The following is a 13,555-nucleotide window of genomic DNA, read 5'->3' on the forward strand; positions in this document are numbered from 1 at the left end:
GGACTCAACCGCGATTTTCCGTCTGGAGATGTGCGGCAAAGCCCTCGTGCAGCGAAGCTTCCTGCTTCGCGAACAGTGCCGGGTTCCCTTTTCTGAGCTTTTCGAGATTGATGAGCTTCCACCTTATGGCTGGTAGTTCGCTCAGGTGCCTGTAAGGCATCAGGGACCAGTCGGGGGCGGCGCGAGCCAGGGAAATCAGGAACCGGCGGTGTTGATCGGTCAGAGCGGCCGGCAGCTCCCGATGCAGACGTTCCTGTGTCGCTTCGAGGACATCGAGGCCGATGGCTTCTTTCGTCATCCCGACGAAGTCACTCTCGTAGGCGCCCGCCATCGAATGCTTGTGGTTAAACAACACTTCGTGAATCGGCCGGTTGTGCCCCGCGAGGTAAGCCACGAAGGCATCCACGATATCGGCACGCAGACCGAATGCCGAGAACATGTGCATCGCGTCAAACAGGTCACGTGGGTGCTGGCGGTCCAGCGCCGCGACGAGCTTGCTCCCGTAAAGTTCGGCTTCGTGGAGGGTGGGCACGACGATACGGGTGTTGAACAGTTCCTCTGCGGATTTCACGAGAGGGCGCGAGACCGGCTCCAGCAATGTGCCTCTGAACACGTAGTTGACTTCCACCTTGACCGAGGTTTCGCCTGAGATCACGATGAGCTTCACTTCATCGCCCCTGGCCTTACCGGAGGTGGTGGCCGCCGAAAACTTCGTGGCATGTCCCTCGACCTCGATGCGTGCTCTGGCCCGTTCGATCTCTTTGCCGATCGCGGTGATCGCTTCGTCACGGTCGAGTTTCGGGTCCGTCACCACGACATCGATATCAACAGAAAGGCGAGGCATTTCCTGCAGGAACAGATTCAACGCGGTTCCACCTTTCATTGCGAACAGAGGCGTATCGAAAATGATCGGTGCGATGCCCAGCATCAGCCGGACCGTGTCCACGTAGATCTCGTTCATTCTGGTTTGAGCGTTATCCGGCCATTTTTTGTCTGATTCGACCATCTTTTCCCGGCGCCGAGACGGTCCACATGCTTCTGAATTCCCCGAGCCCACGAAAAATCAGCCTCAAGCCCGAGATCACGCACGAGCCTGACAACCTTCACACGGTGGCAGTGGCTCAAAAACTCGTCCAGCACGTCGGCGCGCAGGTTACGCAGGCTCACCATCAGGTTGCTCGCTTCCTCGAGCGATTGGCCTTTCCCGATGTCGCTGGCCAGTTCCAGAATCGCGCGCTCAGGCACTGACACCTTGACCTCCGGGTCGCCCGCAGGGAGCGGTTTCAGGCCCTTTTCGTAGGGCAGATCGTCGTCGAAGAGGGCGGTGGTCTGAAATGAGTAGGTCAGGTGCTGGCCTACCCAGGAGGGGATGCGATATGGCTTCTGGCCCCATAGCACAACCTTTTCCCGAAACGCGATGTTGTGACGGACGCCCTGCCACGAAAGGGCTGTTTTCCCCCCAACGTGAAGACCGGCAATGCGTCGAGTCAGGTACGCGATCGAACCGTCCCTTGTCGGCGTGTCGCCGGTCAAAAGGTAGGCGCCCTGCGAGAGCCGTTGCAGCCACCCGGATTTGACCATCTGCGCCGCGAGCGCGGCGCTGATCCCCATGTTCCTGAGCATGGCGGAATCGACCGGATGACCGCGCCGACTCTCCTGCATCAGCCGCTGGACTGTTTTGTTACTCATCGACGCCTTCCGGTTGCGTTATTTGATTGCAGTATATGCTGTGTTTTTTAAATTATCTGCAAATTTTTAACGCCGCCGAAAATTTGACGAACCGGCGTGATCTCGTGGTTCCAGCGTTGTTTGCATACTAAAACTACTGGATATACTTGATTTTCTGCACACAAATAACGCCAATTGGCTTGGGCGGATACATCAGACCCCTCTGCCGACGAGACGTCCCTCTGATCGCAAAAAAAGAAGCCTGCCATCCATGAGATGGCAGGCTTCGTGGTTCGCACTCGTACTTCAGACGCCCGATACAGCAGTTAGCCGCACGCTCCGACTTCGCCGCACGCCGTGCAGAAATCGCAGCCGTCCTTGCGGATGACGGCATTGGCGCCGCACGATCCGCACTTGCGGCCGAGCATCACGTGCAGTGTGCCGTGCTTCGTGTCGGTCGAGGCTGCATTGGCGTTGTCGTGCGCCCGGTCGCCGGCATGCGCCGACACGTCATGCGCGCCAGCCGCCGTCTGATCCTGCGCCGAACCGGCCGCGCGCCGATGCTCGTTGCGCAGTTGCGCGAGCAGACGCGACGGCACCTGGCGTCCTTCGGCATCGAGGAAGCCGCGGCGATGCAGGATCTGCTGAATCGCGTAGGCGATCGCCGCCACTTCGGAGTCGTGCCACATCGGCGTGCGGTGTCCGTCGAGGCGCTGCGTTTCGCCGTAGCGCACCTGCCCGCGATCCCACGACACCTTGCGCAGATCCTGCAGATTGCGCGCGATGAAGCCGCCGCGCGCCGCGAGCGACAGCGAGCGCATGGTCGCCGTGATCCATTGCTGCGATTCGTCGCGCTGCCCAACCGGAATGAAGAACTCGATGGGCCGCTCGATCGTCAACGATTCGCCGCCCACCTGGCCCGTCACTTCGAGGAACGACACCGCCACGTAAAGCGATACCTTGCCGGCTTGCGTGCGGTACTCGATCTTTTCGATGACGGCCGGCAACTGGCCCTTCGGCCGGTGATCGATCGCCACGCGCAGCGGATCCTGCTGCGTGTCGTTGAGCGTGTCCTCGGCTGCGGCAGCAGCCGCGGCAGCGGTGGGCAGCGTCTGCAGCACGGCGCCGAGCGTCTCGTTCGGCCGGTACGTGGCGAGCCCCTTGAGGCCACGCCGCCACGCGTCGAGATAGAGCCCTTCGAACGCTTCGAACGGGTAATCGGCCGGCACGTTGACGGTCTTCGAGATCGACGTGTCGACGAACGGCTGCACCGCCGCCATCATCGCGATGTGATCCTGCGCGCTCATCTCCAGCGCGCTCACGAAGTAGGCGGGCAGCGCATTCACGTTGCCGCCGAGCGTGCGATAGAGGCGCCACGCGTGGTCCTCGACCATGAAGGTCTCGCTGCTGCCGTCGTTCATGCGGCGCGTGCGCTGGTAGCTCCACGAGAACGCGGGTTCGATGCCGTTCGAGGCGTTGTCGGCGAACGCGAGGCTCACGGTGCCCGTCGGCGCGATCGACAGCAGATGGCTGTTGCGGATCCCGTGCGTGCGGATCGCGTCCTTGATGTCGTCGGGCAGGCGCGAAGCGAAGGTGCCTTCCTCGAGATAGGTTTCCGCGTCGAAGAGCGGGAACGCGCCGCGCTCGCGCGCGAGTTCGACCGACGCGCGATAGGCTGCATCGCGCATCGTGCGCGCCACTTGCGCGCCGAATTCGCAGCCCTGTTCCGTGTTGTAGCGGATGCCGAGCATGACGAGCGTATCGCCGAGCCCGGTGAAGCCCACGCCGATCCGGCGCTTTGCCGCGGCCTCGGCGCCCTGTTCCGGAAGCGGCCAGATGGTCACGTCGAGCACGTCGTCGAGGAAACGCACTTGCGTCGCCGTGCGTTCGGCCAGCGCGTCCCAGTCGAATACCGGCGTGCCGCCCTTCAGCTGCGCGAACGGATCGATGACGAAGCGCGTGAGATCGAGCGGCCCGAGATTGCAGCAGCCGTACGCCGGCAGCGGTTGCTCGCCGCACGGGTTCGTCGCGCGAATGGTTTCCTTCGCGCGCAGATTGTTGTCCTCGTTCATGCGCGAGATGAACACGACGCCGGGTTCAGCGATGTCGTAGGTCGAGCGCATGATCGTGTCCCACAGATCGCGGGCACGTCTTTCGTCGTAGATCCACATGCCGTCTTCGCGCTGCTGCAAATCTTCAGCGGCGCGCAGCGCGGGCGACGGCTCGGCGGGGTGCACGAGCTGCCACATCTCGTCGTTTTCGACGGCGCGCATGAACGCATCGGTCACGGCGACGGAGACGTTGAAGTTGTTCCAGCGTCCCTTCGAGTGCTTGGCCTCGATGAATTCGGGCAGATCGGGGTGATCGCAATCGAGCACCGCCATCTGCGCGCCGCGCCGTGCGCCTGCGCTTTCGACCGTACGGCACGAAGCGTCGAACACGTCGATATAGCCGCACGGCCCGGAGGCGCACGAACCGGTCGAATGAACGTGCGCGCCGCGCGGACGGATCGCCGAGAAGTTGTAGCCCACGCCGCCGCCGCGCCGCATCGTTTCAGCGGCCTGCAGAAGCGCGACGTAGATGCCCGGACGGCCCTGGTCGTCGAAGCCCTGGATGCTGTCGCCGACCGGCTGCACGAAGCAGTTGATGAGCGTGGCGGCGATGCCGCTGCCCGCCGCGCTCATGATGCGCCCGGCGCCGAGTGCGCCGTGGCGCAGGTTGTCGACGAAACGCGCCTCGATTTCGGCGCGCAGTTCGGGCGGCTCCGCCATTGCGACGCCGCGTGCGACGCGCAGGTAGATGTCGTCCGCGGTGCGCTCGTCGCCTTTGGCGTATTTCTCGAGCATCACGTCGAGGGAGAATTGCTGCGGGGCAACCGCGAGCGGAATTGAAGGCTCGTTCTCGGCCATGTACCTGGTCCTTGGGTTGCGCCGCGCGAACGTCGCGCGGCGGTTAACGGGCAGAGGTAGCCGACCGTACCGGACACCGCATGCCTGGGCGGGGACTTACCCCATCCCCTGGGCGGGGGCTCGCTCCATCCCCTGGGCGGGTGCTTGCCCCATCCCAATAATAACCCGCGTAAAAGTCGCCCTGAAAGCTACACTCTCGGCAAAACGAAGGAGGCGGGATGACGCACCAGAAGCGGGCGGATCGGGAGGCGAGTGTCGTGTACCAGGACACTGTGCGTGCGGAGTGGGTCGACTACAACGGCCATCTGCGCGACGCATTTTACATGCTGATTTACAGCTATGCGACCGACGTTTTGCTCGATGCAATCGGACTTGATTCAGCGCAGCGGGACGCACGCGGGCGCTCGATGTACACGCTCGAAGCGCATTTGACTTATTTGCGCGAGATCAAGGAAGGCGCGCGCGTGCGCGTCGATGTGCGCGTGCTCGAACACGACGCGAAACGCGTTCACCTCTATCTGGAGATGTATGCGGACGACGCTCTGGAGCCCGTATCGGCGAGCGAGCAATTGTTGCTGCATGTCGATCGCTCGGGGCCGCGCGCGGAGCCGTTCGATGCCGACGTGCTCGCGCGCGTGGCCGCGCTGCGGGCAGCCGATGCGGGGTTCGAACCGCGTCACCCGGCGCGCGCCATCGGGCTCGCGCCGCGGCGTGCGCGGTGAGCGCTCTGAGTGGGATGGGGGCTTATCCGTTGACGAGGTCGCCGAACACTTCGGCGGCGATCATCACGGATGCATTGAGCGGAGCGGGGCGTTCAGCCGGTTTGAACACGGCGTCGCCACGGCGGATCTTGCGGCGCGACACGGCGCAGGTGCCCGACGTGTGCGCCGAGCGCCGGCGCCAGCGCTGCTCGCCATAGTGACAGCGCCCCGGCTCGACCCAGCGGATCACGAGCGCGCCATCGCTCTGTTCGAGCACTTCGATGCGCTCGCCGTTGGCACCGTCTAGCGCGAGACACGCTTTGGATTTCATTGTCGGCTCCGTAGGTGGGGTGCCCGGAATTTATTCCTGTCCGACAGCAAGTGCCATTGTGTCCCAGTTGAAACACCATTCCAGTATTTGCAACAATCCTTGGGTGATAGGTGGCAAATGGCGAAGGAATGGGGCTTTGCGGGGGATCTGCGTCAACTACACGGATTTGTGCAACGCAGTGTTGTCAGGAGCGCGACACGAAACGGGCGTTCGGAAGAGGGGCGGAACGCGTGGGAACCGGGGCCGGATGCGGATGCGGATGTGGATGCGTTTCGCGCGGTGAGCGGGCGTCAATCCGTCAAGGCATGGCAGATTACCTGATTCGCCGTCCGTCTGCTCCGAACCCGGCAACCGGGTACGAACGCCAGCGCGCAGCCACTACCGCGCGCGTCAGCGCACACAGGCCAGCGCGGACTTGAGCGCGGCGGGCAGCACCTCGCGCCAGACGGGCCACACGTGGCCGCCGTCGACGATGCGCAGCGCCGCCGCGTTGCCGGCCTTGCGCAGCCGCGTGTAGAGCAGCGACGCTTCGGCCTGGATCACGAGGTCGTCGTCGCCCGAGGCGATAAAGAACGACACGCGCGCGGGCTGCGCGAAATACCGGTTCCACAGCGCCGGATAGTTGAGTTCGCGCCAGACGCGCGGATCGAACTGGTGCTCGCCGAAGACGCCGACGTACCGTGCAGCCGACGTGGGCGGCGGATTGCTCGAATAGATCGCGGGCGAGAGCAGCAGGGCGCCGCAAAATTCATCGGGGTGCTCGAGCGCGTAGCGCAGCGCGCCGAAGCCGCCCATCGAGACGCCGCCGATCGCCCGTCCGCTGCGCTGACTCTCCACCGCGAAGTGCGTTTCGATCTCGGGGATCAGGTCGCCGAAGAACGCCGTCTCCATCTTCTCCCGCCGGTCGACGTACCAGTCGATGCCGCCCTGCGGCATCACGATCACGACCGGCGCGATCTCGTGGCGGGCAATCAGTGCGTCGGCCGCGATTTGCAGGTCGCCCTGCGTGATCCAGTCCATCGGGTCGCCGTTGTTGCCATGCAGGAGATAGAGCACCGGATAGCGCGGGCCGTCGGCGCGATAGCCGGTCGGCAGATAGACGACGTACGGCCAGGCGCGGCCAAGCGCGGCCGAACGAAACATGTGCACGGCGATCGTGCTGGCCGAGGCGGGTACGGCGAGCGCGGTGCTGAGCGCAAGCAGCGCTGTCTGGAGGAGTCTGCGCATGGCGGCAAAACGGAACACGTCGGAACCGGATCATAACTGGCGGATGGCGCCCGTGGCGCGGGCCATCATCCTTGCAGCCGCCCCGCGCGGCGGGCCAGCGCCGCTTCAGGCGGAGACCTTGACCTTTGCGGGCAGCAGGCGTTCGAGCGCGCCGGACAGGCGCACGACGAGCATCAGGCTGCCGAGCGCGAGTGCATCGGCGGCGAGTCCGAGCGGCACGTCCAGATAGCCGTCCGTGTACCAGTAGAGCAGCGAATCGACGACGAGCGAGATGACCGCGCCCGCCACGAACGACAGCAGCCCTTTGCGGCCGATGAGTCCGATCCACGGCAGCGCGCAGGCAACCCGCTTCGTCCAGCCGAGCCGGACCGTCTGCGCCGTGAGCCACGCGATGCCGAGGAAGTTCAGGGCGCGGAACCAGGCGAGGTTGCGCTTGAGATCGCTGTCGAATACCGCGTCGGGGGAAAGCCGCCAGGCGGCGCACGCCACGACGGTGGCGAGCGCGGCGAGCGTGACGATCCAGCCGAGCCGGTGTGCGCTCACGCGCTGAAAGACCGGCTGCGCGCGCGCGATGACGCCGAACACGAACATCAGCTGCCAGCCGAGCGGATTGAAGTCCCACTGCATGCCCGCGGCGTGCGGCAGCCAGGGGGTGGCGAGCGGCGCGAGTCCCCACAGCGCGAGACTGAGCGCCAGCAGCCACCACGGCTTCTTGTGCGCGAGCGGCAGCGCCAGCGGCGCGGCGAGCGCGAACCAGGCGTACATCGGCAGGACGCCCGCCAGATAGGGCTGGCGGCGCAGCAGCACGATATCGCTCAAGGCGGCGGCCGGGGCGAGCGCGAGGTCGTCGAGGTCGGTGACGGTGAGGTTGGGCGCGGTGATGTCGCACGCGAGCAGGATCGCGGAGACGAGCAGCATCAAGAGCGCCGTGACGACAAAGGCGCGATAGATCTCGAACGCGCGCCGGATGAAACGCTGACGCGCGGCGGCTTCGGTGCGGCGCGCGCAGAGCGCGGCCCAGGCGGTGGCGCTCGCGTAGCCGCCGAGAAAGACGAAAACCTCCGCCGCGTCGCATAGCGCGTAGGTGTGCAGGGTGAAGCGCGAGAGGATGCTGCCGCCGATGTGATCGACAACGATGATGAGGAGGACGAGACCGCGGAAAAAATCGAGTTCGACGAGACGGCTGGATGGCTGTGACATGGGTCTTGCTAACAGGCCGCGGCGACGCGCTGCAACGCAGGATGCGCGCGGGTATCGGGCGGCTGTGTCAATCGGCGATGGAATGAGGCCGTGGGGCGCGAGGCGCCGGTGGTCGGGATGAAGTGTCCCGTCTGGCCGGGCAACAGGTAAGGAAAAGACCGGATTGTGACATTCAGGTTCCCCGCCATGAAGTCAGCCGCTTGATTCAGGTAAATATTCTCTTGATTTCTTGTTGCGTTCATCGCGCGCCGCATGTCCGTTCAAGTTTGCGCACGCACGTGCCGATAAGCGTTTAAGGCCGGCATGCGCCGCGGTATTGCATCCGTGTTGCACCAAGGGCCGTGACGAGTGCCGGATCGCGCTTGTAAGCTTTTGTATCAGAGTGTTCCGGGCGGCCAGAACGCCGCGAATGCGCTTTACAATGCCAAGTCGATTTCTTGATTGCGATCGTCTGCTGAATGCGGGCGGTTAAGTGGTGAAAGGAGCCTTTTGTCGGAAGAAGGGGCTCGGATGGATGTGGATCGATGCGGGCCGGGTGAGGAGAAACGCCGGAGCCACGCGACGCCGGGAGCGCGCCAGACGCCGCACACCGCGCCGCGCTTGCCGCGTGCATCGCACACTGTCCACCGCGACTAGAGCCGGAGGCGTACATGCTTAAAGAAGGTAGCGGCCAGCGTATCGACCGTTTGAAGCGCTTTTGGGCCGGGGTCGGACTCGTCGCCCTGCTCGGTGGTTGTGCCAACTTGGGCCAGCAGCAACAGCCGGGCGGGCCGGAGCCGGATCAGTCTGCAGCGTCAGGCGCCGCGCCGGCTTCCGATGCCGCAGCGGCGTCCGCGCCCGCACCCGTGGTTGCGCCAGCGCCGGTCACGAAGGTCGTGACAAAGACGACCTGGGTTCGCGTGCGGCGCGGCGATACGCTCGCGCGGATCGCGAAGCTTCACGGCTGTTCCGTGAAGGATCTGCAGGCCTGGAACCGTGGCAAGACGGGCCGTCTGCGTAAGGGCCAGTCGCTGAAGATCGTCTCGAAGCAGACCATTACCGTGCAGGCGGCCGGTTCAGGCGCAACGGCGGCGAACGCGGCTGGGAATACGCCTGGAAGCACGGCTGGAAACCGGGCGGTAGCCGCCGAAGTTGCACGGCATGCGCGCAGCGTCGCGCTGGTCTGGCCCGCGCAGGGGCCGGTGGTCGAGGCGTTCCAGGCCGGCGAGACACGCGGTATTGAGATCGCGGGCAAGGCGGGCGACCCGGTGCGCGCCGCCGCCGACGGCAAGGTGATGTATGCCGGCACGGGCCTCAACGAGTACGGCAGCCTGATCATCGTCCAGCACAACAAGGACTTCCTGACCGCGTACTCCCATAACCGCCGCCTGCTGGTCAAGATCGGCGACACCGTGCACCAGGGGCAGCAGATCGCGGAGATGGGCAGCGAAAAGAACGACCGCGTGGCCGTGCTGTTCGAGGTGCGCCGCGACGGCAAGCCGGTCGATCCGATGCCGTATCTTCCGCCGAAGAGCTGAGCGCGCAGCGCCGGGGCTTGATTCCCGCCGCGACGAATTCCTGATCCGACATACGAAAACGCCGTCCCCGCGAGCCTGTGCGGGGACGGCGTTTTTGCATCGGTCGAGCCCGAAGACAATCAGTCTTGCGGGACGCGCACCCAGCCTTCCATCAGCACGCGCGCGCTGCGGCTCATGATGGCTTTCTTGACGATCCACTGGCCGTTTTCTTCGCGCGCCTCGGCGCCCACGCGCAGCGTGCCCGAAGGATGGCCGAAGCGCACCTCGGTGCGCTCGCCGCCGCCTGCCGCGAGATTGACGAGGGTGCCCGGAATGGCCGCCGCCGTGCCGATTGCCACAGCCGCCGTGCCCATCATCGCGTGGTGGAGCTTGCCCATCGACATCGCGCGCACGAGCAGGTCGACGTCTTCGGCGCCGACGCGCTTGCCGCTCGACGACGTATAGGCCTGCGGTTTTGCGACAAACGCGATTTTCGGCGTGTGCTGGCGCGTGGCGATCTCGTCGAGTTGCTTGATGAGGCCCATGCGCAGCGCGCCGTACGCGCGGATCGTCTCGAACTTCTTGAGCGCGGCGGCGTCGCCGTTGATCGCGTCCTGAAGCTCGGTGCCGGTGTAGCCGATCGCCTCGGCGTTGACGAAGATGGTCGGGATGCCCGCGTTGATCATCGTGGCCTTGAGCGTGCCGACGCCCGGCACCTCCAGGTCGTCCACGAGATGGCCGGTCGGGAACATCGCGCCGCCTGCGCCTTCTTCTTCGGCGGCGGGGTCCATGAATTCGAGCTTCACTTCTGCGGCCGGGAAGGTCACGCCGTCGAGTTCGAAGTCGCCCGTCTCCTGCACCTGGCCGTTCGTCATGGGCACGTGCGCGATGATGGTCTTGCCGATGTTCGCCTGCCAGATGCGCACGACCGCAACGCCGTTATCGGGCACGCGGTCCGGGTCGATGAGGCCTGCGCTGATCGCAAACGGGCCGACCGCCGCCGAGAGGTTGCCGCAGTTGCCGCTCCAGTCGACGAATGCGCGCTCGATGGCGACCTGGCCGAACAGATAGTCGACGTCGTGCCCGGGGCGGCTGCTCTTCGCGACGATCACGGTCTTGCTCGTGCTCGATGTCGCGCCGCCCATGCCGTCGATCTGCTTGCCGTAGGGATCGGGGCTGCCGATCACGCGCATGAGCAGCCTGTCGCGCGCCTCGCCCGGCTGCTGTGCCGCTGCGGGCAGGTCTTGCAGACGAAAGAACACGCCTTTGCTGGTGCCGCCGCGAATATACGTGGCGGGGATTTTGATCTGGGGAAGGTGTGCCATGTCGAATCCTGAAATGGGCGGGGCGCTACGTTACCGGCAGGTTTCAGTAGCGCCCGTTCAGCCCGTTCATTGCGTTGCTGGATCAGCCCTTGCTCACGCGGCCTTCTTCGACGATTCGAGGAAGTCCTGCGCGAAGCGCTGCAGCACGCCGCCCGCTTCGTAGATCGAGACCTCTTCAGCCGTATCGAGACGGCAGGTCACCGGGACTTCGATGCGCTCGCCGTTCTTGCGTTGAATCACGAGCGTGAGGTCGGCGCGCGGCGTGCGCTCGCCGATCACGTCGAACGTTTCGGTGCCGTCGATGCTGAGCGTCGTGCGGTTCGTGCCAGCCTTGAATTCGAGCGGCAGCACGCCCATGCCGAGCAGGTTCGTGCGGTGAATGCGCTCGAATCCTTCCGCGACGATCACTTCCACGCCCGCGAGACGCACGCCCTTGGCGGCCCAGTCGCGCGACGAACCCTGGCCGTAGTCCGCACCCGCGACGATGATGAGCGGCTGCTTGCGGTCCATGTAGGTTTCGATGGCTTCCCACATGCGGGTGACCTTGCCTTCCGGCTCGATGCGCGCAAGCGAACCCTTCTTCACCGCGCCGTCCACGACGGCCATCTCGTTGATGAGCGTCGGGTTCGCGAAGGTTGCGCGCTGTGCCGTGAGGTGATCGCCGCGGTGCGTCGCGTACGAGTTGAAGTCCTCTTCGGGCAAGCCCATCTTCGCCAGGTACTCGCCCGCCGCGCTGTTCGGCAGAATCGCGTTCGACGGCGAGAGGTGGTCGGTCGTGATGTTGTCGCCGAGCACGGCGAGCGGACGCAGGCCCTTGAGCGTGCGCTCGCCCGCGAGTGCGCCTTCCCAGTACGGCGGGCGGCGGATGTACGTGCTTTGCGCGCGCCAGTCGTAGAGCGGATCGGTCGTCTCGCCGCTCGCGGCGGTGGTCGTGAACATCGGCTCATACACCCTGCGGAACTGCTCGGGCTTCACGCTTTGCGCGACGATCGCGTCGATTTCCTCGTCGGTCGGCCAGATGTCCTTCAGGTAGACCGGCTTGCCGTCCTGGTCGGTGCCGAGCGCGTCTTTTTCGATGTCGAAGCGGATCGTGCCCGCAATCGCATAGGCCACAACGAGCGGCGGCGAGGCGAGGAATGCCTGCTTCGCGTACGGGTGGATACGGCCGTCGAAGTTGCGGTTGCCCGAGAGCACGGCTGTGGCGTACAGATCGCGGTCGATGATTTCCTTCTGGATCTTCGGGTCGAGCGCGCCCGACATGCCGTTACAGGTGGTGCACGCGAACGCGACAATACCGAAGCCGAGCTTTTCGAGGTCGGGCAGCAGCTTCGCGTCTTCCAGATAGAGTTCGACGGCTTTTGAGCCCGGCGCGAGCGACGACTTCACCCACGGCTTGCGCGTGAGCCCGCGTGCGTTCGCGTTGCGCGCGATCAGCGCCGCGGCGATCACGTTGCGCGGATTGCTGGTGTTCGTGCAGCTCGTGATCGCGGCAATGACGACCGCGCCGTCCGGCATCTGGCCCGGCACTTCTTCCCACTTGCCCGCGATGCCGCGCGCGGCCAGATCGGACGTGGGCAGGCGCTTGTGCGGATTGGACGGACCGGCCATGTTGCGCACGACGCTCGACAGATCGAACGTGAGCGTGCGCTCGTATTGCGCGTGCGCGAGCGTATCGGCCCAGAGGCCCGCGGTCTTCGCGTAGGTCTCGACGAGTTTCACCTGCTCTTCGTCGCGGCCCGTGAGACGCAGATAGTCGAGCGTCTGGCCGTCGATGAAGAACATCGCCGCGGTTGCGCCGTATTCGGGCGCCATGTTCGAAATCGTTGCGCGGTCGCCGAGCGTGAGGCTCGCGGCGCCTGCGCCACGAAACTCCAGATACGCGCCGACCACTCTTTCCTTGCGCAGGAATTCGGTGAGCGCAAGTACGACGTCGGTGGCGGTGATGCCGGGCTGGCGCTTGCCGGTCAGCTCCACGCCGACGATATCGGGCAGCCGCATCCACGATGCGCGGCCGAGCATGACGTTCTCGGCTTCGAGCCCGCCCACGCCGACGGCGATCACGCCGAGCGCGTCGACGTGCGGCGTGTGGCTGTCCGTGCCGACGCAGGTGTCGGGGTAGGCGACGCCGTTCGCGATGCCGATCACGGGCGACATTTTCTCCAGATTGATCTGGTGCATGATGCCGTTGCCGGGCGGGATCACGTCGACGTTCTTGAACGCCTTCTTGGTCCAGTTGATGAAATCGAAGCGGTCTTCGTTGCGCCGGTCTTCGATTGCGCGGTTCTTCGTGAACGCATCCGGATCGAAGCCGCCGCATTCCACGGCGAGCGAGTGATCGACGATCAGCTGCACCGGCACGACCGGATTCACTTGTGCCGGATCGCCGCCCTGGTCGGCGATGGCGTCGCGCAGGCCCGCGAGGTCGACGAGCGCGGTCTGACCGAGGATGTCGTGGCACACCACGCGCGCGGGGAACCACGGAAAGTCGAGGTCGCGCCTGCGTTCGACAAGCTGCTTGAGCGAGGCGGTAAGCGTAGCCGGATCGCAGCGGCGCACGAGGTTTTCGGCGAGCACGCGGGAGGTGTACGGCAACGTGTCATAGGCGCCGGGCTGGATTGCCTCGACGGCTTCACGCGCGTCGAAGTAATCGAGCCGGGTGCCCGGAAGAGGCTTGCGGTAGGCAGTGTTCACGGCGTGG

10 protein-coding genes are annotated in these 13,555 nt (G+C 65.1%); 2 read left to right on the forward strand and 8 right to left on the reverse strand.

What is annotated here, in order from left to right; genetic code table 11:
• Positions 1-4: 4 nt before the first annotated feature.
• From ACFPTO_RS22795 to ACFPTO_RS22805, 3 genes are all read right to left on the reverse strand, one after another.
• Positions 5-961: a nucleotidyl transferase AbiEii/AbiGii toxin family protein gene (locus tag ACFPTO_RS22795; protein WP_377714984.1), complete on the reverse strand. Its 957-nt coding sequence runs from the start codon at positions 959-961 to the stop codon at positions 5-7.
• A complete protein-coding gene (locus ACFPTO_RS22800; RefSeq protein ID WP_377714986.1) occupies positions 958-1,689 on the reverse strand; it encodes a type IV toxin-antitoxin system AbiEi family antitoxin domain-containing protein in 732 nt (243 codons plus the stop codon). Before ACFPTO_RS22800 ends, ACFPTO_RS22795 begins: the two co-directional genes overlap by 4 nt.
• Before the next feature lie 305 nt (positions 1,690-1,994).
• Positions 1,995-4,577 carry an adenosylcobalamin-dependent ribonucleoside-diphosphate reductase gene (locus ACFPTO_RS22805; RefSeq protein WP_377714988.1) on the reverse strand — a complete coding sequence of 861 codons (2,583 nt, stop codon included), beginning with the start codon at positions 4,575-4,577 and terminating at the stop codon, positions 1,995-1,997.
• A 218-nt stretch (positions 4,578-4,795) separates the two neighbouring features.
• Between ACFPTO_RS22805 and ACFPTO_RS22810 the strand changes: the two genes are divergently transcribed.
• Positions 4,796-5,299 carry a thioesterase family protein gene (locus ACFPTO_RS22810; RefSeq protein ID WP_377714990.1) on the forward strand — a complete coding sequence of 168 codons (504 nt, stop codon included), beginning with the start codon at positions 4,796-4,798 and terminating at the stop codon, positions 5,297-5,299.
• Positions 5,300-5,321: 22 nt separating this feature from the next.
• Here the strand turns inward: ACFPTO_RS22810 and ACFPTO_RS22815 are convergent, their stop codons facing one another.
• The 3 genes from ACFPTO_RS22815 to opgC form a co-directional block, all read right to left on the reverse strand.
• The gene (locus ACFPTO_RS22815) at positions 5,322-5,609 is read right to left on the reverse strand and encodes a DUF3331 domain-containing protein (RefSeq protein WP_377714992.1); all 288 of its coding nucleotides are present in this window, start codon (positions 5,607-5,609) and stop codon (positions 5,322-5,324) included.
• Positions 5,610-5,999: 390 nt separating this feature from the next.
• Positions 6,000-6,836 carry an alpha/beta hydrolase gene (locus tag ACFPTO_RS22820; protein ID WP_377714994.1) on the reverse strand — a complete coding sequence of 279 codons (837 nt, stop codon included), beginning with the start codon at positions 6,834-6,836 and terminating at the stop codon, positions 6,000-6,002.
• A 105-nt stretch (positions 6,837-6,941) separates the two neighbouring features.
• Positions 6,942-8,036, reverse strand: coding sequence for an OpgC domain-containing protein (gene opgC, locus ACFPTO_RS22825; protein ID WP_377714996.1), 1,095 nt, complete (start codon positions 8,034-8,036; stop codon positions 6,942-6,944).
• Between the two features lie 650 nt (positions 8,037-8,686).
• Between opgC and ACFPTO_RS22830 the strand changes: the two genes are divergently transcribed.
• Entirely contained in the window at positions 8,687-9,553 is an 867-nt protein-coding gene (locus ACFPTO_RS22830) for a peptidoglycan DD-metalloendopeptidase family protein (protein WP_377714998.1), read from the forward strand.
• A 119-nt stretch (positions 9,554-9,672) separates the two neighbouring features.
• Here the strand turns inward: ACFPTO_RS22830 and prpF are convergent, their stop codons facing one another.
• On the reverse strand, positions 9,673-10,857 hold the full coding sequence (gene prpF, locus ACFPTO_RS22835) for a 2-methylaconitate cis-trans isomerase PrpF (RefSeq protein WP_377715000.1): 1,185 nt from the start codon (positions 10,855-10,857) through the stop codon (positions 9,673-9,675).
• Between the two features lie 93 nt (positions 10,858-10,950).
• Positions 10,951-13,548: a Fe/S-dependent 2-methylisocitrate dehydratase AcnD gene (acnD, locus tag ACFPTO_RS22840; protein ID WP_377715002.1), complete on the reverse strand. Its 2,598-nt coding sequence runs from the start codon at positions 13,546-13,548 to the stop codon at positions 10,951-10,953.
• Positions 13,549-13,555 lie beyond the last annotated feature (7 nt).

It is taken from the genome of Paraburkholderia denitrificans, assembly GCF_042655705.1.
Classification (GTDB): domain Bacteria; phylum Pseudomonadota; class Gammaproteobacteria; order Burkholderiales; family Burkholderiaceae; genus Paraburkholderia; species Paraburkholderia denitrificans.

Coding starts and splice junctions, on each gene's coding strand:
- ACFPTO_RS22795 (WP_377714984.1), bottom strand. CDS start 961: ATGAACGAGATCTACGTGGACACGGTCCGGCTGATGCTGGGCATCGCA.
- ACFPTO_RS22800 (WP_377714986.1), bottom strand. CDS start 1,689: ATGAGTAACAAAACAGTCCAGCGGCTGATGCAGGAGAGTCGGCGCGGT.
- ACFPTO_RS22805 (WP_377714988.1), bottom strand. CDS start 4,577: ATGGCCGAGAACGAGCCTTCAATTCCGCTCGCGGTTGCCCCGCAGCAA.
- ACFPTO_RS22810 (WP_377714990.1), top strand. CDS start 4,796: ATGACGCACCAGAAGCGGGCGGATCGGGAGGCGAGTGTCGTGTACCAG.
- ACFPTO_RS22815 (WP_377714992.1), bottom strand. CDS start 5,609: ATGAAATCCAAAGCGTGTCTCGCGCTAGACGGTGCCAACGGCGAGCGC.
- ACFPTO_RS22820 (WP_377714994.1), bottom strand. CDS start 6,836: ATGCGCAGACTCCTCCAGACAGCGCTGCTTGCGCTCAGCACCGCGCTC.
- opgC (WP_377714996.1), bottom strand. CDS start 8,036: ATGTCACAGCCATCCAGCCGTCTCGTCGAACTCGATTTTTTCCGCGGT.
- ACFPTO_RS22830 (WP_377714998.1), top strand. CDS start 8,687: ATGCTTAAAGAAGGTAGCGGCCAGCGTATCGACCGTTTGAAGCGCTTT.
- prpF (WP_377715000.1), bottom strand. CDS start 10,857: ATGGCACACCTTCCCCAGATCAAAATCCCCGCCACGTATATTCGCGGC.